The 19,989-nt window shown below is 61.4% G+C and carries 18 protein-coding genes; 6 read left to right on the top strand and 12 right to left on the bottom strand.

The features are described from left to right. From HP546_RS10645 to HP546_RS10625, 5 genes are all read right to left on the bottom strand, one after another. Window positions 1-1,013 (bottom strand): fumarylacetoacetate hydrolase family protein (locus tag HP546_RS10645; RefSeq protein ID WP_172224249.1); only part of this gene is annotated, 1,013 nt, incomplete at its 3' end. Window positions 1,014-1,033: 20 nt separating this feature from the next. Beyond that, complete coding sequence (locus tag HP546_RS10640) at window positions 1,034-2,092, bottom strand: Ldh family oxidoreductase (RefSeq protein ID WP_172224246.1); 1,059 nt, start codon at window positions 2,090-2,092, stop codon at window positions 1,034-1,036. A gap of 35 nt (window positions 2,093-2,127) precedes the next feature. After that, entirely contained in the window at window positions 2,128-3,669 is a 1,542-nt protein-coding gene (locus HP546_RS10635) for a UxaA family hydrolase (protein WP_172224242.1), read from the bottom strand. A gap of 300 nt (window positions 3,670-3,969) precedes the next feature. Then, a complete protein-coding gene (locus HP546_RS10630; RefSeq protein WP_172224234.1) occupies window positions 3,970-4,923 on the bottom strand; it encodes a LysR family transcriptional regulator in 954 nt (317 codons plus the stop codon). Window positions 4,924-4,957: 34 nt separating this feature from the next. Continuing rightward, window positions 4,958-5,905 carry a LysR family transcriptional regulator gene (locus HP546_RS10625; protein WP_172224231.1) on the bottom strand — a complete coding sequence of 316 codons (948 nt, stop codon included), beginning with the start codon at window positions 5,903-5,905 and terminating at the stop codon, window positions 4,958-4,960. A 101-nt stretch (window positions 5,906-6,006) separates the two neighbouring features. Here HP546_RS10625 and HP546_RS10620 point away from each other — a divergent pair, with 101 nt between their 5' ends. Both HP546_RS10620 and HP546_RS10615 read left to right on the top strand, forming a co-directional pair. Next, the gene (locus HP546_RS10620) at window positions 6,007-7,320 is read left to right on the top strand and encodes an L-fuconate dehydratase (protein ID WP_172224228.1); all 1,314 of its coding nucleotides are present in this window, start codon (window positions 6,007-6,009) and stop codon (window positions 7,318-7,320) included. 66 nt (window positions 7,321-7,386) lie between these two features. After that, the gene (locus tag HP546_RS10615) at window positions 7,387-8,685 is read left to right on the top strand and encodes an MFS transporter (protein ID WP_172224226.1); all 1,299 of its coding nucleotides are present in this window, start codon (window positions 7,387-7,389) and stop codon (window positions 8,683-8,685) included. Between the two features lie 99 nt (window positions 8,686-8,784). Here the strand turns inward: HP546_RS10615 and HP546_RS10610 are convergent, their stop codons facing one another. The 3 genes from HP546_RS10610 to HP546_RS10600 form a co-directional block, all read right to left on the bottom strand. Further along, window positions 8,785-10,143 (bottom strand): aminotransferase class I/II-fold pyridoxal phosphate-dependent enzyme, encoded by a 1,359-nt coding sequence (locus HP546_RS10610; RefSeq protein WP_172224223.1) that lies wholly within the window; start codon window positions 10,141-10,143, stop codon window positions 8,785-8,787. Next, complete coding sequence (locus HP546_RS10605) at window positions 10,143-11,525, bottom strand: hypothetical protein (RefSeq protein ID WP_172224220.1); 1,383 nt, start codon at window positions 11,523-11,525, stop codon at window positions 10,143-10,145. The genes HP546_RS10610 and HP546_RS10605 overlap by 1 nt, the downstream gene beginning before the upstream one ends. Before the next feature lie 513 nt (window positions 11,526-12,038). Continuing rightward, the gene (locus HP546_RS10600) at window positions 12,039-13,064 is read right to left on the bottom strand and encodes a zinc-dependent alcohol dehydrogenase family protein (RefSeq protein WP_172224216.1); all 1,026 of its coding nucleotides are present in this window, start codon (window positions 13,062-13,064) and stop codon (window positions 12,039-12,041) included. A 206-nt stretch (window positions 13,065-13,270) separates the two neighbouring features. Here HP546_RS10600 and HP546_RS10595 point away from each other — a divergent pair, with 206 nt between their 5' ends. Both HP546_RS10595 and HP546_RS10590 read left to right on the top strand, forming a co-directional pair. After that, window positions 13,271-14,185: a LysR family transcriptional regulator gene (locus tag HP546_RS10595; protein WP_256676246.1), complete on the top strand. Its 915-nt coding sequence runs from the start codon at window positions 13,271-13,273 to the stop codon at window positions 14,183-14,185. A gap of 151 nt (window positions 14,186-14,336) precedes the next feature. Beyond that, entirely contained in the window at window positions 14,337-15,572 is a 1,236-nt protein-coding gene (locus HP546_RS10590; protein ID WP_372242424.1) for a tyrosine-type recombinase/integrase, read from the top strand. A gap of 163 nt (window positions 15,573-15,735) precedes the next feature. Here HP546_RS10590 and HP546_RS10585 read toward each other — a convergent pair whose 3' ends face one another. Both HP546_RS10585 and HP546_RS10580 read right to left on the bottom strand, forming a co-directional pair. Next, window positions 15,736-15,909, bottom strand: coding sequence for a hypothetical protein (locus tag HP546_RS10585; RefSeq protein ID WP_178126838.1), 174 nt, complete (start codon window positions 15,907-15,909; stop codon window positions 15,736-15,738). A gap of 133 nt (window positions 15,910-16,042) precedes the next feature. Then, window positions 16,043-16,954, bottom strand: a complete 912-nt coding sequence (locus HP546_RS10580; RefSeq protein WP_172224213.1) for a LysR substrate-binding domain-containing protein — start codon at window positions 16,952-16,954, stop codon at window positions 16,043-16,045. A gap of 102 nt (window positions 16,955-17,056) precedes the next feature. Between HP546_RS10580 and HP546_RS10575 the strand changes: the two genes are divergently transcribed. Continuing rightward, window positions 17,057-17,473, top strand: a complete 417-nt coding sequence (locus HP546_RS10575; protein ID WP_172224210.1) for a nuclear transport factor 2 family protein — start codon at window positions 17,057-17,059, stop codon at window positions 17,471-17,473. Between the two features lie 325 nt (window positions 17,474-17,798). Here HP546_RS10575 and HP546_RS10570 read toward each other — a convergent pair whose 3' ends face one another. After that, the gene (locus HP546_RS10570) at window positions 17,799-18,146 is read right to left on the bottom strand and encodes a Rieske (2Fe-2S) protein (RefSeq protein ID WP_172224254.1); all 348 of its coding nucleotides are present in this window, start codon (window positions 18,144-18,146) and stop codon (window positions 17,799-17,801) included. Window positions 18,147-18,232: 86 nt separating this feature from the next. Then, entirely contained in the window at window positions 18,233-19,357 is a 1,125-nt protein-coding gene (locus HP546_RS10565; protein WP_172224208.1) for an FAD-dependent oxidoreductase, read from the bottom strand. A 186-nt stretch (window positions 19,358-19,543) separates the two neighbouring features. On the opposite strand from HP546_RS10565, the gene HP546_RS10560 reads away from it, so the two are divergent. Next, the coding region (locus HP546_RS10560) for a LysR family transcriptional regulator (protein WP_172224205.1) at window positions 19,544-19,989 on the top strand (446 nt) is incomplete at its 3' end.

Below are 19,989 nucleotides of genomic sequence, written 5' to 3'. Positions count from 1 at the left end.
TTGGGCGCGAACAGGGTACCGAGGAACAGCACCAGGCCGTCGGGATATTGATGGTTTTCGTTGAGGGTCTGCTGCACCAGATCCTGCGGGTCGCGGCTGATCTGGCGCATGGAACTGCGCCCGGACAGGACGAAACCGTCTTCGCCTTCGACCCGCAAGTCGACTTCGGCATTGCGCACATCATCCAGGCCAAAGCTTTCGTCGAACAGCCGCAGCAGCGGGCCCAGGGCGGTTGATGCATTGTTGTCCTTGGCCTTGGACAGCAGCAAGGCACTGCGCCCTTCGAAATCGCGCAGGTTGACGTCATTGCCCAGCATCGCGCCCTTGATGCTGCCATCGCTGGAAACCGCAAGCACCACTTCGGGTTCCGGGTTGTTCCAGCTGGACTTGGGGTGAATGCCGATGTTGGCGCCGTGGCCGACCGCAGACAGCGGCTGGGCCTTGGTGAACACCTCGGCATCCGGGCCGATGCCCACTTCCAGGTATTGCGACCACAAGCCCTGCTCCACCAGCACCTTGCGCAGCGCTTCGGCCTGGGCCGAGCCCGGGACGATCTGCGACAGGTCGGCGCCGATGCGGCTGGCCAGGGTGTCACGGATGGTGTCGGCCTTGGCCGGGTCGCCCTTGGCCTGCTCTTCCACTACACGCTCCAGCAGGCTGGCGGCGAAGGTCACGCCAGCGGCCTTGACCGCCTGCAGGTCGATGGGCGCCAGCAACCATGGCTGGCGCAGGTCGCGCCGGGCCGGGTCGCTGTTGTCCAGCAGCGCCTGCAGCCCGGCCAACGGCCTGGCCAGCGGCAAGGCACGCAGGTAGGCCACCGGGTCGGCCACTTCCAGCAGGGCCGAAACGGTCGCCACGTGGCCGCTGATGTCGTGCACGGCACCTGCTTTTACCAGCACCACCGCGGGGCCCTGGTCCGGCAGCCAGACCCGCCCTACCCAGCTGCCGCATTCAAACGCGCTGGTATCGTGACTCAGGAGCAACAGTTGCTTGGCGTCTGATCGATCAGTCATCGATGTACCCTTGTTGTGATTTATTGGGAAAGTGCTGGCAGTTGCAGCTGCGCGGCCAGGCGGTCAAGGTCGGCCACCAGCTGCGGCGCAAGCTTCAGGCCGTGCTCCAGGGCCTGCCGGCGCAGCGCGAGCCCGGCCTGCCCAGGCAGTCGCACCGGGCGCTCAGGGTCGAGCGGGCGGCTGGCGAGAACCAGTCGACCGAGGAAGCTGGTTTCGTCGGTGAACGCGTCCAGCCCGCCGAAGAACCGCGGGTCGATGACCACCGCAGTGGCCGACGCCCCCCACTGGTCCGGGGCATCCTTGCGTCCGTGGCCGGCCAGCCCCGAGGTCAGGGCTTCCACCAGAAGCGCCAGGGCGAAACCCTTGTGGCCAAAGGCCTGGCCGCCCAGGGGCAGGATGCTGCCTTGCGGGCTGGTGTAGAAGTCGTGCGGGTCGTCACTCAGCTGGCCGTCGTTGCTCACCAGCACCGGGTGCGGCAGGCGGCTACCGGCATCGCGGCACTGGCCGACCAGGCCGAGGGTGACGGTGGACATGCTCACATCCAGCAAAATCGGGTCACCCCGGGTCGGGATACCGGCAGCAATCGGATTCGGGGTGTAGACCGGGTCGACGCCGCCGTGAGCACAGACCAGGCCCACCGACGGGTCCGAGGAATACACCATCGCCACCAGGCCCTGGTCTGTGTAGGGCTTCAGGTAGGCCGCCAGGCAGCCGATATGCGCGGCGCGGCGTACCACGGCGATTCCGATGCCCTGCTCGGTCGCGCCCTTTGCCGCGCAGTCCAGGGCGCGGCTGACGCAATACGGCCCCAACACATAATGGCCATCGAACAGGCTGGAGACACCACCGTCCGAGACTTGTTCGAGCGCCTGGGCGCGAGCCTCGACCTGCCCGTCGAGCATACCGCCGATGTAACGGCTGACCAGGTTCAGGCCATGGGTACGGTGCCCCAGCAGTTCGCCTTCGAGCAGCACCCGGGTCACCACCTGGGCGACTTCGGCATCGGCACCGGCTTTCACGAACAGCTGCTCGACAAAGATGGTGAGCGCTTGCACGTTGTAATCTGTGGTTTGAGTCATTGTGGTTGCCTTTTAAACGGGACGAGTGCGCTCGATCAGGTCACGGCGCCGATCTGCCAGGGCACGAATTCGTTTTGCCCATAGCCGTGCTGTTCGCTTTTGCTCCGTGCCCCGGAAGCAATGCGCAGCATTTGCTCGAAGATGTAAGCGCCGCGCTCCTCGATGCTGGTGGAGCCGTCGGCGATGCCGCCGCAGTTGACGTCCATGTCCTCCTCCTGGTGTTCGAACACGCGGTTGTTGGTGGCCAGCTTGATCGACGGCGCCGGGGCGCAGCCGTAGGCCGAGCCACGCCCGGTGGTGAAAGCGATCAGGTTGGCCCCACCCGCCACCTGGCCGGTGGCCGAAACCGGGTCGTACCCGGGGGTATCCATGAACACCAGGCCGTGGGCACGCACGGGTTGCGCGTATTGGTACACATCGACCAGATTGCTGGAGCCGGCCTTGGCCACCGCGCCCAGCGATTTCTCGAGGATGGTGGTCAGGCCCCCGGCCTTGTTGCCGGCCGAAGGGTTGTTGTTCAGTTCGGCGTTCATGCGCCTGCAGTAGTCCTCCCACCAGCGAATGCGCGCTAGCAGCTTCTCGCCCACCTCTCGGCTGACTGCACGGCGGGTCAGCAAGTGCTCGGCGCCGTAGATTTCCGGGGTCTCGGACAGGATCGCGGTACCCCCTGCCGCCACCAGGCGGTCGACGGCATTACCCAGTGCCGGGTTGGCAGTGATCCCCGAGTAACCGTCGGAGCCCCCACATTGCAGGCCGACCACCAGGTGCCGTGCGCTGACCGGCTGGCGTCGGACCTGGTTGGCCTGGGCCAGTAGCCCGCAGACCTGCTCGATACCGGCCGCGATGGTTTTCGAGGTGCCGCCGATACCTTGGATGGTGAAGGTGCGCAGCTGCGCACTGGCCTGCAGGCCTTGGGTTTCCAGCAGGCTGTCGATCTGATTGGTTTCGCAACCCAGGCCAATGATCAGCACGGCGGCGAAATTGGCATGCACGGCGTACCCGGCCAAGGTGCGGCGCAACAGGCCAAGTGCCTCACCGCTTGGGTCTACTGCGCAGCCGGCACCGTGGGTCAGGGCCACCACGCCGTCGATGTTCGGGTAAGCGGCCAGCGCCTCGGGGTGGATGTCCCGACGGAAATGGTCGGCTACGGCGCGGGCGACAGTTGCCGAGCAGTTCACCGAGGTAAGGATGCCGATGTAGTTGCGCGTCGCGACCCGGCCATCGGCGCGCACGATGCCCTGGAACTGCGCCTGACTGCTCGGCTGGGTGCGGGTATCGACGCCAAAGGCATAGTCACGGGCAAAGTCGCCCATCTGCACGTTGTGCACATGCACATGGTCGCCGGCGTCGATCGGCTGTGAAGCAAAACCGATGATCTGACCGTAGCGGCGTAGCGGTTGGCCCTGCTCAACGCGCTCGGTGGCCACTTTGTGGCCGGAGGGAATCGGCTGGCGCACGGTAATGGCCTCGGTGTCCAGGCGCAGGCCTTGCGCCAGGGCCTGGCGGGCGATCAGCACGTTGTCCAGCGGGTTGAGGCGGATGACGGCAAGGTCACCTGTTTTGGCAATCAGTTGCATGGGACCTCTCAGGACGGCGCGGCTGGCTTCTTTTTATGGCTGCCACCTACTGTAAGAAGCCTTGGGCGACATGCCCAATGAGATGATCCGATCGAACGATAACCTGGGGTTATCGGGAGGCAGTGGAGAGATGAGATTGGCGATCGCCGGTAGGGCCTTCAGGGCTGCTTCGCAGGCAGGCCAGCTCCTGCAGTGATCGCATGAGGGCTGACAAATGCTGTGGCAAGCACCTGTCAGCCCTGACGTAACCTCCCAAAGACCCTAGAATCTCCACCTCAATGTCTCAGCGCTCATGGCTGTTCAGCACTGGCCCTCCCGACGCCGCCGCGCCCCCTCCAGCAGAATCTCGACAAAGGCTCGGGCCGAAGCGCTCAGTGGCTCATCCTTGCGGGTGACCACGCCATACTCCAGGGCCGCCAGGTGCAATGGGCTGCGCAGTTCCTTGAGCTGGCCGCTGGCCAACTGCGCGGCAACCATCGAGCGCGGCAGCATGGCGATCATCGGCGCCGATTGCAGCAGTTGCAGGAACATCGGCATGCTGATGGTTTCCACGCTGTCGGCGGGCGTGGCCAGACCGGCCACCCGGAATGCCTGCTCCAGGCGATTGCGGATCGGCGTGCCGACCGGGTACAACACCCATGGCCAGTCACCCAGCGCCGCCAGAGGCGTGCTGTGCAGCTGGTTGAGCGGGTGTTCGCTGTTGACCACCAGGCTGAAAGGCTCGGGCTCCAGGGGCTGGAAGTCGAACAGCTGGCTGAAACGCTCTTCGGTGAACCGGCCGATCATGATGTCGAGCTTGTTCTGTTCGAGCATGGTCAGCAGGTGGTCGCTGGAATGCTCCACCACCTCGATCGACAGCAACGGGCTGCGGGCCTTGATGGCGGCAATGGCCTGCGGCAGTACCTGCGCGGTAGCGGCAAAAATCCCGCCGACACGGATAAAGCCGTGCCCGCCGTTGCGCAGGCGGTTGACCTGGTCGACGAACTGCTGCGACTCGGCCAGTGCGCCCTGGGCGTAACGCACCACGTATTCGCCCAGCTCGGTGGGCGGCATGCTGCGCGGCAGGCGCTCGAACAAGGCGAAGCCGAACTGCTCCTCCAGGTCCCGCAGCATCTTGCTCAGTGCCGGCTGACTGAGGTTCATGCGGGTGGCGGTGGCGTGCATGTTGCGGGTGCGCGCCAAGGTGTCGATCAGCACCAGGTGCTTGTAGCGGATCCAGTTGCAAAAGCTGGAATGGGTCATGTCCGGCGGCATCGACGCAGGGCCTCAGGCAAGTGAAAAGGCAGGGTTATTGCGCCCGCAAGTAGCGCAGCAAGGTGGCCAGGGCCACCGAGTCGGGCCGCGAGCGCAGGGTCAGCACGCCCAGGTTGGCCATGGCCAAAGGCAACTCCACCGGCAGGATGGCAACCATGCCGTAGCGGGCATAATGCTCGGCCACGTCATTGGGCACCACCGCGATCATCTCGGACGCTTCAAGCATGGCCGTGGTGGCCAGGATCGAGGCAGTCTCGACGATATCCAGCGACTGCACCATGCCGCCGGCCTGCAGGGCACTTTCGACGCGGCGGCGCATCGGGCTGCCAATGGGGTGCAGGATCCACGTCTGGGTGACCAGGTCGGCCAGTTGCAACTCGGTGACCGCTGCCAACGGGTGGCCGGCGCGGGCAATCACCCGCATCTGCTCACCGCCATCGAACAACTCGATGTTCAGGTCCTGGCTGTCGCTCTGGTCTGGCAGGCGCCCGACCACCATGTCGAAATCGCCTCGCAGCAAGGCCGGCAGCAAGGTATCGCTGGTGCCGACTTCCAGAGAGATGCGCACCTTGGGGTGGTCGCGTTTGTAGGCCAGCACCGCCCTGGTCAGCACACCCGGCACCGGGCCCATGACACTGCCCACCCGCACCAGGCCCAGTGCCCCGCGCGCCAGCTCGGCGATTTGCGCCTGGGCATGCTCAAACTCATGCAGCGCGTTTTGCGCATAGCGGATCATCACCTCGCCATACAGCGTGGCCTGCATCCCGCGCGGCAAGCGTTCGAACAAGCGCACGCCCAGGCGCTCCTCAAGTTGCTGCAGCAGCAGGCTGGCCGCCGGTTGCGTGGTGTGCATCGCGGCCGCAGCACGGCGCAGGTTGGCAAATTCGCCCAGGGCATTGAGCAGCGTTATCTGGCGGCTGGAAATCTTCAACGCGCCGAGGCTGGCAGGCGCCTGGGCGCTGTCGGGTGGCAAGCGAGGCATATCGAATCCGGTATCGCTGATTAAGAATTGGCGATTATGCCTGTATCAATGCACAACCTACAGTCAGTGCTCCCAGTGCCTGAGCAGAACAAGAGCCGACCATGAGCATACGCATTACACACCTCAGCGTTCGCGACATCCGTTTCCCCACTTCGCTGTCGCTGGATGGCTCCGATGCCATGAACAGCGCCCCCGACTATTCGGCCGCCTACGTAGTACTGCACACCGACGCCGAAGCCCTTGAAGGCCATGGCCTGACCTTCACCATCGGCCGTGGCAACGAGATTTGCGCGGCGGCGGTGCAGTCGCTGGCGCCGTTGATCGTCGGCCTCACCCTCGAAGAAATCACCGCCGACATGGGCGGCTTCTGGCACCGCTTCACGGTCAGCGACAGCCAGTTACGCTGGCTGGGCCCGGAAAAGGGCGTGATCCACCTGGCCACCGCGGCCATCGTCAATGCCGTGTGGGATCTGTGGGCCAAGCACGAAGGCAAGCCGGTGTGGAAACTGCTGGCCGACATGACGCCCGAGCAGCTGGTGCGCTGCCTGGACTTCAGCTACGTCACCGACGTGCTCACCCCCGAAGAAGCCATCGCCCTGCTGCGCCGCCAGGCTCCCGGCAAACCCCAGCGCGAGGCGCAGATGCTGCGCGAAGGCTACCCCGGCTACACCACCGCCCCGGGCTGGCTGGGCTACAGCGAAGAAAAAATGCGCACGCTGGCCCGCGAAGCTGTGGAGGACGGCTGGACGCATATCAAGCAGAAGATCGGCGCAGACCTGGAAGAGGACATTCGCCGCGCCAGCATCCTGCGCGATGAAATCGGCTGGGAGCGGACCCTGATGATGGATGCCAACCAGGTCTGGGGAGTAGACGAATCGGTCGCCAACATGCGCCGCCTGGCGGCCTTCGAGCCGTTGTGGATCGAAGAGCCGACCAGCCCGGACGACATTCTCGGCCATGCCACCATCCGCCAACGCATTGCCCCGATCGGCGTCGCCACGGGCGAGCATTGCCACAACCGGGTGATGTTCAAGCAGATGTTCCAGGCCGGTGCGCTGGACTTCTGCCAGCTGGACGCCGCCCGCCTGGGTGGGCTGAATGAGGTGCTGATCGTGCTGCTGATGGCTGCCAAGTACGACGTGCCGGTGTGCCCGCATGGCGGTGGTGTCGGGCTGTGCGAATATGTGCAGAACATCGCACTGTTCGATTTCATCGCAGTGTCTGCCTCGCTGCACAACCGGGTACTGGAGTACGTCGACCACTTGCACGAGCACTTCATCGACCCGGTGGTGATCCGCCGCGGGCGCTACATGCCCCCGCAACGCCCCGGCTACAGCATCGAAATGCATGCCGAAACCCTGGAGCGCTATCAGTACCCCAATGGCGCGGTGTGGCTCGACATCAACCGTTCCTGACCCTCAGACCTGGATGTGCCGACCGTGTGCGGCACACCACCAGCACTTTCATCGGGGAAAAAAACAATGACAACCCTCACCGGCAGCGCAGCGGCCTCGGCCCCTGCCGCCTCCACCGAGCAGCGCCTGAACGGCTTGCTGCTGCGCAAATTGATGCCACTGCTCATCGTGGTCTACGTGATGAGCTTTCTTGACCGCACCAACATCGCCCTGGCCAAGGCCAGCATGGGTGTGGACCTGGGCCTGTCGGCAGCAGCCTATGGCCTGGGCGCCGGCCTGTTCTTCCTGACTTATGCCTTGGCCGAAGTGCCCAGCAACCTGATAATGCACCGAGTGGGCGCGCGCTTCTGGATCACCCGCATCATGATCACCTGGGGCGTGCTGTCGGCGGGCATGGCCTTCGTCCAGGGCGAAACCTCGTTCTACATCATGCGCTTGTTGCTGGGGGTTGCCGAAGCAGGCCTGTTCCCCGGTGTAATGCTGTACCTCACCTACTGGTTCGACCGCGAACAGCGCGCCCGCGCCACCGGTTACTTCCTGCTGGGCGTGTGCCTGGCCAATATCCTCAGCGGGCCGCTGGGGGGTGCCCTGCTGGAAATGGACGGGGTTATGGGCTGGCATGGCTGGCAGTGGTTGTTCGTGCTCGAAGGGCTACCCGCCGTGGCCCTGGCCTACGTGGTCTGGAAGAAGCTACCTGACGGGCCCGCCGCAGCGCCCTGGCTGTCGGCCTCCGACGCCCAGCACATCGAACGGCGCCTGGCCGCCGAGCGGGCGGACGCACCGCAGCAGAGCAAACTGGGGCAGATGTTCCGCGACCGGCAGACCTGGCTGGCGATCGTGGTGTACTTCGTGCACCAGATCACCATCTACACGGTGATTTTCTTTCTGCCGGGCATCATCGGTACCTACGCAGCGCTATCGCCTTTCCAGGTCGGCTTGCTGACTGCGGTGCCGTGGATTGCTGCCGCCATCGGCGCCGCCACCTTGCCACGGCTGGCCACCTCCCCCCGGCGCTGCCGCACGCTTTTGTTCTTCGGCCTGCTGACCATGGCGGCGGGGTTGCTGCTGGCGTCGCTGAGCAATTCGTTCATCGGGCTGATCGGTTTTTCACTGACCGCCCTGATGCTGTTCGTGGTGCAGTCGATCATCTTCGTCTTCCCTTCCAGCCGCCTGAGCGGTAACGCACTGGCGGCTGGCCTGGCGTTCGTCACCACCTGCGGCCTGCTGGGCGGGTTTGTCGGGCCGTCGGTGATGGGGGTGATTGAGCAGACCACTGGCAGTACTCGCAACGGGTTGTGGATCATTGCGGCGTTGCTGCTGTTTGCAGCGCTGGTCAGTACGCGCTTGCGCCAGGGGCAGGAGTGACTGCGTAGCTGAGCGGGTCGGCCTGTCTGGAGATTGCATAAGGGCTGAGAAGTGTTTGCCGTAAGGTATGCAGCGCTCGAGCTCACAGGCGCTGCATATCTAGCGGCAAGCACCTTTCGCAGGCCGCCCGCAACGCAGCTCCAGCACCTGCGCCAAGCGCTCCACCGCCTGCTGCAGATCGTCTGGGTCATCCCCCAGCCACACCAGCGCCAGGTACTGCTGGTAACGCCCCTGCAGGCTGAACTGCGTACCCGGTAGGGCATGCAAGGCCGAACCTGCCAGCGCAACAACTACCTCAGCCCACGGCAGCGGTTGGTGAAAGCGAACCCACAGCGTTCGCCCGCCCTGAGGTATTTCCAACGCCACCCGCGGGCCAAACTGCAGCTCCAGCGCACGCGCCAGGCTTTGCGTACGCCTTTGCAACTGGGTGCGCAGCTGTGCCAGCTGCGTCTCGATTTCACCTTTGCCCAGCATGTGCGCAAGCGCTTGCAGGCGCAGCGGCGCCAGCCGGAACGCACGTTCGCCGAACGCCTTGGCCAGCGCGCCGTCATGGCCCAGTACATAGGCATACGGCGCCTCGGCCCCCACTGCAGCCTCGAACGCCCCAACTACCAACAGCCAACGCGGGTCGATCCAGTCGCGCAGGCGTGCGTGCGGCGGCCCGCTGAAACACAGTTCACTGTCCAGGTCGTTTTCCAACAGCCATACCGGGTGTTGGCCAAGCAACTGGCCAAGCTGCTGCAGGTGGTACGAGGAAAACAGCCGGCCCTGTGGCGTGCCCAGACACGACGGCATTACCAGCATGCGCACAGGTTCGCTCCTCAGCAAACTGGCCAGGGCACGCAAGTCCGGGTTGCCACGGCTGTCCAGTGGCACCTCCAGCACGCGCATGCCCGCGCGCGCCAGGGCGCCCAACACCTGCCAGCAACAGGGCGAATGTACCAGCACGGTGGTGCCGTGCAGGGCCAGCGCTGCCAGCAGCGTCTCCAGCAGCGCCAGTACATCCGGGGCCAGTTGCACGTCATCAGCACGCCAGTACTGGTTGGAAGAGCGGGTATAACGTTCTGCAACCGCATTGCGCAGCCGCGCACTGCCAAGCGCCTCCCACGGCGCAGCGCTGGCGGCACGCTGGCGGGCCATGCGCCGTTCGTGGGCGAGCAAGGCCCGCTCCAGCACTGGCTGAACGGGCAAGGGCGGCTGTCGGGGCATGGCCACAGCCTCCTGTTTGCCTGCGCCCAGCACGTAGTACCCCGACCGTGGCAGGCACTGCACGCGGCCCTCCTCCTCCAGCAGGTTGTAGGCACTCTGCACCGTGACCAACGATACCCGCAGCCGCCGGGACAGCGCACGCAACGACGGTAACCGGCAAGGGGAGGCACCCGCTGCCTGGTCGATCAACGCCTCCAGGTAGCGATAAACCTTGCGGTAGGCGAACTCCCCGGGGGCCGCTCGCCCCATCAATACTGCCCCGCAAAACCGCGCCGCCGCGCCAACAGCGGCCGCGGCAGCAAGCGCAGGCGGGCATCGCGGCGCGCCAGGTTGCTCAGCAGGCGCCAGGCGGTCAGCGGCAAGTGCCCTGCATAGATCACCCGTAGCTGGCGCAGCGACAAGCCACTGGTGTTCACCAGCCAGTCTTTCACCGCATCAGGGCAGGCTTTGCCTTGCAAGGCCCTGTGCAGATACGGCAACGCCACCAGCATGTCAGCGTGCCTGCACAACAGAAAACGCTCGAGATTTTTCCCCTGCCTGGCAAAGGGGCTGAACAGCAGGCATACCAGTTGGGTCTGGTTGATGCCGTAGGCTTTGCCGAGTTGCAGTTGATGCATGTCGCGCCGCTGCTCATCGCCCGCCTGCCCCGCCAACCGCAACGCCGGGCGACCGGCCTGGGGCTCGATACTGCGGGCACGCAGCTCGTGCAGTCGGGCCAGTGCCAGCGGGTCAGCGAACGCCGCCAACGGCCAGGCATCCGCGCCAGCCTCGAAGGTAAAACCCAGCATGGCATCCAGCGGCTGCTCCTCAAGCAAATGTGGCAGCAGGTCATCAACGGCGATCACCCGCACCGGCGCATCATCCACTGCCGCGCCCGCCGACGGCTCGGCGAAACTGGCCGGCGGTATTCTGGCGGCGCCGTGCAACCGGCTCAGCCCGCGCGCCAGCGCCGCCAGGCACTGCAGCCCATGTGGGCCGCGCGCGCCTGCCAGGCGCAGGTTACGCCGTGCCCAGGCGAGGTAACGGCGCCGCTGCAGCGCCGGAATGGCCGTAACCAGCGCGTCGGCAGGTGCAGGTGCCTGCAGCGCAAAGCCCACGGCGTCCGCCAGCTCCAGGTGCAGGCGGCTACCCAGCAGGGCTTCGGGCCGGGCATCGACCAGGTGGCCGAACATCAGCATGGCATCCCTCGCCAGTAGCCAGGGTTCAGTGTCTGCCGAGGGGCGGCTGCCGAATGCCACCGCTTCGCGCCCCTCTATCATCTGCAACTGCACCCGCGAGTCGTCCTGCATGAACAGGGCATTGAAACTGCGTTCATGGTCCTCCAGCGTGGTGCTGTCGGCTGTTGGCAGGCTGGCCACCAGTACCCGCAACTGAAAGGTTACCGGAGAACGCAGGGCGATACTCAGTTGCGCGGCGCGCAACATGGCCAGTAACCGGACACTGCGCCGATCGCTGCCTTGCAGCACCAGCAAACGGAAGGTACCGATGTACTCAGGGCCACCGGCGGCAACCAGCAGCCGCTGTATCAGCAACTGCACGGACGCGCGCTGAGCCTGGGACATATGACTCAGCAAGCGTTCGAGTACTTGCTGGTAGATATACTGCATTGCCTGGTCGTGAATAGCAGTCACGAAATCACCTCATCAACTTCAGGCAGTCAATACATGAAGAATCGAGCACTTCGGACTCAACATGTATTGCGCTTACCCAGCAGAAATTTGCTACACACGTAAAGAAGTAATGACGCAATCAATCACTGTCGCCAGGCCATCGAGAAAAACGCACCGACATACCAGTCCTCAGCCGCCACACACCCCATTGACCCAGGCATAGCCATGCTCATATCACGCTCCTTGCGCAAACTATCATTGGGCCATTATCGAGGGATGCAGTGCGAATGAAAGATACAGATCCGGGTAAAAAAACCATTCAGCCAAGGAGCGCGACCAGATTGAAGGGCAAGCATGAATAGTTCAAGGATGAATAATTGGCGGGATATTTCCGAGAACGCAAAAGCTATCGAATTATATGTAAGGCACTCCGCTTTTTATTGTAGGAATCTTCCTATTTTCAGCGCGTAAATAATTTTGTGCCGGCCACAAAAAACCCGGGACTTCGCCCGGGTTTCCACATACGGCAAGCCGCTATGCGTGTTGCGCCATGTCCAGCACCACCCGCCCACCGCAGGGGCATTGGTCCATGTAGCGATGCGCCTCCACGACCTGCTCGAACGGGTACACCTTTATGATCTGGGGTGTCAGCAACTGGTCGGCAGTGAACTGGTTGATATCGCGCAAGGCGCGCTGCAGGGCGACCTGGTCCTGACTGATGCCCAGCTCCGGCTTGCCGGTGAAGTTGCCGATGCAGTGCACGTAGAACTGGATGTTCTTCTGGAACGCCGCACAGGCCGGGAACGGCGTCTGGTTGCCGCCTTGCAGGCCATACAGGACCAGGCTGCCACGCGGCGCCAGCACATCGCCCAACAGCGACATCTGCGGCCCGCCCATGCCGTCAAGGACCATGTCCACACCACGGCCATCGGTGTACTTGCCCACCTGCAACAGCAGGTCCTGTTCTTCGGTGACGATCACCTTGTCGGCGCCCAGGCCCAGCAGGTATTCACGCTGCTCGGGCTCTTTGGTAGCGGCGAACACCTTCAACCCCAGGGCTTTGCCCAACTGCACGAAGGCAGGGCCTGCACAATGGCTGGCATCGGTGACCAGCGCGGTCTGCCCGGCCTTGGCCCGGGCCAGGTCGACGTAGGCAAAATAGGCAATCAGCAGGGGCGTGTAGTGCACGCTGGCCTCAATCGGCGTGAGCACATCCGGGTAGCGGGTAATGGCCGTGCGCGGCAGCACGATGACATCGCCATACACCGGGTGGTCGTTGGCGCTGGTGGCCGGGAAGCTGGCAACCCGATCGCCCACCGCAATGTCCTCGACCCCTTCACCGACCGCAGTCACCACCCCGGCCATTTCGTGGCCGATGCCCGCTGGCAGGCGCGCCTGGGACGGCGCCAGGTTCTGGCGCCAGAGCACGTCATACCAGCTGACGCCCACCGCTTCGACGCGGATCTGCACCTCGTCGTTTGCCGGTGACGGTTCGGCCTGCTCCTCGCAACGGAGCACATCGGCAGCGCCGAACTTGTGGAAACGGATCATGCGGGACATCGCATACCTCGCCTTTGTGAACCTCTAATTACCACTGACTTTATCCGGGCTTTTCCAGTTAGACCATCAGTGGTCATTAATAGTCGACATGCTTGTCATCGATTGGGCACCCGACTTTCCCTGCGATTGGTACCCCTAAACCCGTGCAGGGTAACAGCCTTTGGCCTTAAGATTCACCCCTGCCCCACTTTAGGCGAAGCGCACCGATGAATCGAAACGACCTGCGTCGCGTAGACCTCAACCTGCTGATCGTGTTCGAAACGCTGATGCATGAGCGCAGCGTGACCCGCGCTGCGGAAAAACTGTTCCTCGGCCAGCCGGCCATCAGCGCGGCCCTGTCGCGCCTGCGCAACCTGTTCGACGACCCGTTGTTCGTGCGCACCGGCCGCAGCATGGAGCCCTCGGCGCGGGCCAACGAGATCTTCGCCCTGCTTTCGCCAGCGCTGGACTCCATTTCCACCGCCGTCAGCCGCGCCGCCGAGTTCGACCCCGCCACCAGCAACGCCGTGTTCCGCGTCGGCCTCTCGGACGATGCCGAATTCGCCCTGTTGCCTCAGCTGCTCAAGCGCATCCGTGCCGAAGCGCCGGGTATCGTGCTGGTGGTGCGGCGGGTCAACTACCTGCTGATGCCGACCCTGCTGGCCTCGGGTGAGATTTCGGTGGGGGTCAGCTACACCAGTGACCTGCCGGCCAACGCCAAGCGCAAGATATTGCGCCGCAGCATGCCGAAACTGCTGCGGGCCGACAGCGTGCCCGGCAGCATCACCCTGGACGACTTCTGTGCCCGGCCGCATGCGCTGGTGTCGTTTGCCGGCGATTTGTCCGGCTTTATCGACGAAGCCCTGGACGAGATTGGCCGCAAGCGTCATGTGGTGCTGGCGGTGCCGCAGTTCAATGGGCTGGGGAGTTTGCTCGCAGGGACCGATATCGTCGCCACGGTGCCGGACTATACGGCGCAGGTGCTGACCGCGGCCGGTGGCTTGCGGGCCGAGGATCTTCCGCTGCCGGTGCGCAGTTTCGAGCTGCACATGGCCTGGCGCGGGGCGCAGGACAATGACCCGGCGGAGCGGTGGTTGCGGTCGCGGATACAGATGTTTTTTGGCGATCCCGATAGCTTGTGACTGACGTCCACCGAGATCCAGAAATTCCAGTATATTCAGCACTTTAGTTGCAATTTAAGTCCAATGCCGTCCGTCATGTTCCGCCCATTTCTGACGCTTCTGCGGGTATATTTTTGGGTACTTTTTCTGCTTAGAAAAAAAGTACCCGCACATGACGACTTCTCTCCCTACGCCTGCATTGCGGCGCAAACTCAGCGATGCTTTCCTGCGTGCCATTGCCGAATCCGGCAAGTACGCCGACGGTGAAGTGCCCGGTCTATACCTGCATGTCCAGGCCTCACAGAAGTCGAACAAGCCTGCCGCCAAGTACTGGCGGATGAGGTATCGCCTGCACGGCAAGGAGAACGTGTACGCGATCGGTCGTTATCCCGACATTGGCTTGAAAGACGCCCGCGACCTGGCCCGAGCCGCGCGCCAGAACGTAGCCCATCACGTCGCCCCGCTGAAGGCCAAACGCAAGAAAATCGCCGATCAATTACTTAATGAGGAACGCACCTTCAGTTACGTGGCCGAACAGTGGCTGGCCTTCAAATCGCACGACCTTGTGAGCAAATCCCTCGCGGGCTTTCGCGGCGCGTTGAACAATCACATCCTTCCCATGATCGGCAGCATTCCCGTCAGCGAGATCAAGCTGGACCACATCATTGAGATCATCGGTACCCTTCGCCGCGCTCGCACACTGGCCATGGCCAAACGCGTACGCACCATCATTCGTGCCGTGCTCGGTTTCGCCGAAGGGCGGGGCTGGGTGGAGCGCAACGTGGCCCTGAGCAACACCGAAGAGCTCAAGGTTCGCCATGTGGTCACCAGCAATCCGGCTATCGAGCGGCCGGCCGATTTGGGGACGTTTCTCCTGCGCCTGGATCAGATGAGCCCGAGCAGCGTAACCATCGCGATGCGCTTGCTTGTGATGCTACCGGTTCGCCCCGGAGAGTTGGTGAAAATGCGTTGGGAAGACGTTGACCTTGTCAGCGCCGACTGGCGTTATATCGTCGGAAAAACCCGCCATCTAGACAAGACCAAGCACATTGTTGCGCTCCCAGACCAGGCACTTGTACTGTTGCGTGAACTATACGAACGCCGGGTTGTGGATCAGGAAGGAAACGGCTGGGTATTTGTCTCGCCGGTCTATCCGGGCCACCCGATTGACGCAACGTCACTGGCCAAGTCGTACCAGCGGATTTGGCCAGAGTACGCCATTACTGCCCACGGCTTTCGCGCCACATACCGCACTATTGCTCATGAACATTTGGGCATCGATCCAATTGTTTTGGAGTTATCATTGTCACATCGCATGCCTGGTGCTTTGGGCGCTGTCTATGCGCGAGCTCAATTGCTACCTCAACGCCGCGAGGCTGCGCAGCAATGGGCGGATTATATTATTTAGATCGGCTTCGAAAAAATGCAATGCTGGCAGTACACACTGACTGAACCAGCATAGTATTAGTGGCGCTGCACAAAGCTCGGATTGCGACGTCATTCCCTATGCATTATCTACCGGCATACCGAGACAACCGAAGGCGGTTTGTTTGGCATCTGAGGAGATGATTTTAACGAGGCAGCCAGCCCTCCACTTCGTCCGAGGCGTACTCGGCTTCCCATTCTTTGAGCGGCTTGTGATTGCTACCTTTGGTTGCGATGATCTCGCGATTGTCGGGGTTCTTGTACCGCGTCACCTCACGGGCGCGGCGCGGGGGCTTTTGCCGCTGCGGGATCAGCTGCACGACGGTTCACCTGCCTTCATCAGGTGTGTAGGAGGTCTCACCGGCAATGTGCAGCCTATTCGCGCACCTGAATAACCGAGAATGATTTCAAAGTTTAAGTTCATCAAGGACCTCGCATTGCGAGATTAAGCGACTACGGCGAGATAGGTGGCGTTCTCGGCAGAGACTGATCTTTAACTCTGAAAATTGCAGAAGCCAGCATCTGGAAGTTTTTGGATGCGCTATTGATTTTCGGAATACACAGGTAATATCTTGTTCCGCTCAACACCGTTTCGCCAAAAGGACAGACCAAATTGCCCGATCTAATGCGCTCTGCAGCCAGGGTTGGATCGCCTATGACGACACCCATGGAAGCTTCCGCCGCAGACAGCGCTACGTCCAGTGTATCGAAGGTCATCGACGTCTCCGGTGGTTTCAAGCCGGAATGAGTCTTGGCAAACCAGGCACTCCACTCATAACCATCTGGAGAAGCATGCAACAAAGTCTGCCCATCCAGGGCCTGAGACTGGTTTAGGATTTTAGCGATCTCAGGAGAACACATGGGTGTCAAGAGTTCAGGAAACAGTTCAAATGAAACGAGTCCCTCGTCAGCACACTCGCCGCGCATTATCACAGCATCAGCTGAGCCATCCTTGAGGCTGGGCACGTCGTCGCGGCCACTGGAAATCTGCAGCCGCTGGCCACAGAGCTCTCGCTGCAGTGCGTCTATCCTCGGGAGCAGCCAGCGCAGGGTGAACGTTGACGGCGCTGATAGCCTAATGGTGCCTGAATGCGTAGACGGGCTGACAAACGACTCGTATGAATCAAGAATGGTGACTGCCACCTCAGCGAAGCGTGCGCCATGAGCAGTTAGCTCCAACCCAAGCGCCGTCCTCACGAACAGCTCCACTCCAACAATCTCTTCTAACTGTTTTATCTGCTTGCTGAGAGCGCCTTGTGTTTTATGCAGAGTTGCGGAGGCACCTTTGATGCTTCCATGCTCCGCACAGACCAAGAACGCCTTTATTGCAGCAAGGCTTGGCAGCACGCGATTGGTTTCAGACATTGCAAGCACAACGTTCCCTTCTGGAATACCCGTATTCCAATTTTTCGATTGCTTTCGCCTAGCAGAGCAATAGCATGTCAACTCTTTGATCAGGAGGTTAGCATGCCAGCAGTTGAAGTCAGAGACAACCACCCCGAAATCCTAACCCGGGCAGTGCTGAATTACTTGACCGAACTGGAAAAAGGCGACCCAGAATCGATTATTCCCCTTTTTTCACCCAGTGCAGTGATACTGTCTCCATTCCTTGGGAATATGGCCCCTCGGCCGTTCTTCGAGAAGCTCAAATCAGCTTCAGGTCCTAGTAAAATCACCCCCATCGACATATGTGTCAGCCAGCAAGGGTACCCGAGAGCTACTGGGTATTTCAGGTACGACTGGGTTCTGCAAGATGGCACTCCCGCACCCTTTGAGTGTGTTGATGTTTTTGAGTTTGATACCGAGGGCCTTATCACCAAGATGACAATCATCTACGACACCTATCCCATTCGGGAACTGGTCGGTGATAAATATTCCTCCTAGCATCAACTCTCAACGCGATTTAGAACAATAGCTGAGTATGGCTTCTGCACGCGTTGAGGCTAACAGAATTAGCCTCACGCGGGCGTATGACAGTCCCTGCCTCCGGCACTATCCTCACTCCCCGGCCCGTGCGGTGCATCATTCTCGAAACAGGGTGGCAAACAGCTGTCCAGCCTCAGAAAGTGGCCGTTCGGTCGGCAGCGTCAAGCCGATAGGCGCGCGCAGCAACGCACTGGTGAACGGCAATTTCTTCAACTGTCACGGGATCGCGTCACTGACCGTCTGCCCTGGAGAGCTAGCGACCAGATCGTAGCAAACAGCAGAGTCAGTCTGATCGTGACACCCACAGGATCTGGTCCTCATCCAAATCTACGTGTAAGGCTTGAAGTGACTGTCCAAGACAAGGCCCCAACACGCATGCTCCATTGTCTGGTCTAAACAAAGCGCCATGAGCGAAACAAACGATATGGTTACCATCGCCAGACATGAACCTGTCTTTTCGATACTGCATGGCAACATCCAGGTGAGGGCAAAGATTCCTGTAAACGCGCACCTCTCCATGCCATCTGAGTGCAACGACAGTATCACGCCCCTCGATCCAAGGGTCAAAGCCCTTCGCATGCCCTTCTTCCAAATGGCTCGAATGACAAAGGTATGCAGCATTCCGGTCCAATTGCGTCTCACCTACAAGGGCTGAAAGATGCAATGCGGCGCCTTGGAAGCGGGCGCCACAGAAAAGATTGGCACTGTCGACTTGAATCAGATGGGCTCGGCGGTAAGTTTGAGCATCGCCTTTGTGAGGCCGATTCGATCAAAATTCGGATCGCGCGCCATTTCCCGCTCACCTGCCATGATGGAGTTTTCACTGATGTATTTGCAGCGATCAAACCGGCGACGCATGAACCGCTGCAAGATTTCTTGGATTGGGCCTGGTCCAAGCAACTCTTCAGCCAGCACCAACGCATCTTCGATCGCCATCCCCGCCCCTTGCCCCAAATGAGGCGTTGTAGCATGGGCCGCATCACCGACCAGAAGCACCCGACCTTTGAACCATGGCTCATCTACAAAAAGCACCTCCATGGGCTTGTAAACAACCTGGTTGTTATCGGTGATCTGATCTCGAAGCTCACCTACCAGCCCCCCTACCTGAGCAATGCGCTCCCGCATAGTTCGCGCTAAGTCATCGTGTGCGAAACGCGGGTTATCCGGCTCATGTGAAGTGGAAAACATGTACATGAGGTTTTCAGCGAGCGGCACGAGCCCAGCATTCCCTCCAGGCCCAGTGAAGCTCGCCAGATGATCGATAGATGGATGACGTGGGAAGTTGTATCGCCATACGGCCTGGCCAGTAAATCGAGGGAGGTAGCGGTCACCAAAGAGCATTCCGCGGACCTTGGAATACACACCGTCCGCTCCAACCATTAGGTCGTATGTGCCGACGCTGCCATCGGTGAAGCGTACACTCAGCCCTGCGGCCTCTTCGCTGTATGACTCGATGGTTGTACCCAAACGCACAACGGTACCCAGTTCGATGGCCGTTTCGCTCAACACTTGGTGGAGCGCTAGCCGCGAAATGCCAACGTTTGCAGGATACTCAGGCCCAGCCAAGCGCTGCCCGGGAATACGAGCCAGCGGATTACCTTGAAGGTCGTAGATGCCTACATCCTCAAAGGGGTAAGCAGCATCCAGGTAGCGATCAAGGACCCCGAGCCGAGCCATCTCTCGCACTACGTTGCTCTGCTGGATAATTCCCACCCCGTACACAGTCCACTCGGACTTGATCTCAACCAGATCTACCGCGATGCCGCAGCGGCGCAGTGCGACAGCCGCACAAAGCCCGCCAATGCCTCCGCCTACCACCAGTACTTTTTTGATATCGCTCATGCGTGAACCCTTGGTTTTTTTGTTTTTTGGTCTTCCCACCAGGGCAGATTCAACCCCCCGCTACACCGGGGAGGGATCAAAGCTCTGGGATCTGGAAGCACAGGCTAGGAACACGCGAATAATTTGACTAATCGTTAGTTAGGATGCAGGGTATCGCGAAAATAAATACAACAAGAGATACCTCCCATGCGCTTCAAACACCTGGATTTGAACCTCCTGGTGGCGCTGGATGTACTGCTCGAAGAGCAGAACATTACTCGTGCTGCCGCGCGCTTACACATGACGCAGTCTGCCACAAGTGGCGTGCTTGGGCGTTTACGAACGTACTTTGAAGACGACCTCCTCGTACAGGTCGGACGGAAGATGATGCTCACACCGCTCGCACGTGACCTTGAGATTCCGGTACGTGAAGTCCTACTGAAAATCCAGACCTCGATCACCGCAAAGCCGGTATTCGACATTGCAGAAAGCAAACGCCATTTCAGAATCATGGCATCGGACTACCTGATTAGCGTCCTTTTTGCAGAGGTCATCAGGGAGATCAATCAACACGCTCCACTGATCACCTTCGAGCTAGTGAGCCCTGGCGAAACAGCCATGGAGATGCTGATGCGTGGGGAGGTCGATCTGAT

The sequence above is a fragment of the Pseudomonas sp. CM25 genome (genome assembly GCF_013179705.1).
GTDB lineage: Bacteria > Pseudomonadota > Gammaproteobacteria > Pseudomonadales > Pseudomonadaceae > Aquipseudomonas.
The sequence above is the reverse complement of the archived record's forward strand: the minus strand, read 5'-3'. Positions and strand labels throughout refer to the sequence as shown.

Coding starts and splice junctions, on each gene's coding strand:
- HP546_RS10630 (WP_172224234.1), bottom strand. CDS start 4,923: ATGCCGCCGGACATGACCCATTCCAGCTTTTGCAACTGGATCCGCTAC.
- HP546_RS10610 (WP_172224223.1), bottom strand. CDS start 10,143: ATGGGGCGAGCGGCCCCCGGGGAGTTCGCCTACCGCAAGGTTTATCGC.
- HP546_RS10600 (WP_172224216.1), bottom strand. CDS start 13,064: ATGTCCCGCATGATCCGTTTCCACAAGTTCGGCGCTGCCGATGTGCTC.
- HP546_RS10615 (WP_172224226.1), top strand. CDS start 7,387: ATGACAACCCTCACCGGCAGCGCAGCGGCCTCGGCCCCTGCCGCCTCC.
- HP546_RS10590 (WP_372242424.1), top strand. CDS start 14,337: ATGACGACTTCTCTCCCTACGCCTGCATTGCGGCGCAAACTCAGCGAT.
- HP546_RS10565 (WP_172224208.1), bottom strand. CDS start 19,357: ATGAGCGATATCAAAAAAGTACTGGTGGTAGGCGGAGGCATTGGCGGG.
- HP546_RS10640 (WP_172224246.1), bottom strand. CDS start 2,092: ATGACTCAAACCACAGATTACAACGTGCAAGCGCTCACCATCTTTGTC.
- HP546_RS10625 (WP_172224231.1), bottom strand. CDS start 5,905: ATGCCTCGCTTGCCACCCGACAGCGCCCAGGCGCCTGCCAGCCTCGGC.
- HP546_RS10575 (WP_172224210.1), top strand. CDS start 17,057: ATGCCAGCAGTTGAAGTCAGAGACAACCACCCCGAAATCCTAACCCGG.
- HP546_RS10635 (WP_172224242.1), bottom strand. CDS start 3,669: ATGCAACTGATTGCCAAAACAGGTGACCTTGCCGTCATCCGCCTCAAC.
- HP546_RS10580 (WP_172224213.1), bottom strand. CDS start 16,954: ATGTCTGAAACCAATCGCGTGCTGCCAAGCCTTGCTGCAATAAAGGCG.
- HP546_RS10595 (WP_256676246.1), top strand. CDS start 13,271: ATGAATCGAAACGACCTGCGTCGCGTAGACCTCAACCTGCTGATCGTG.
- HP546_RS10620 (WP_172224228.1), top strand. CDS start 6,007: ATGAGCATACGCATTACACACCTCAGCGTTCGCGACATCCGTTTCCCC.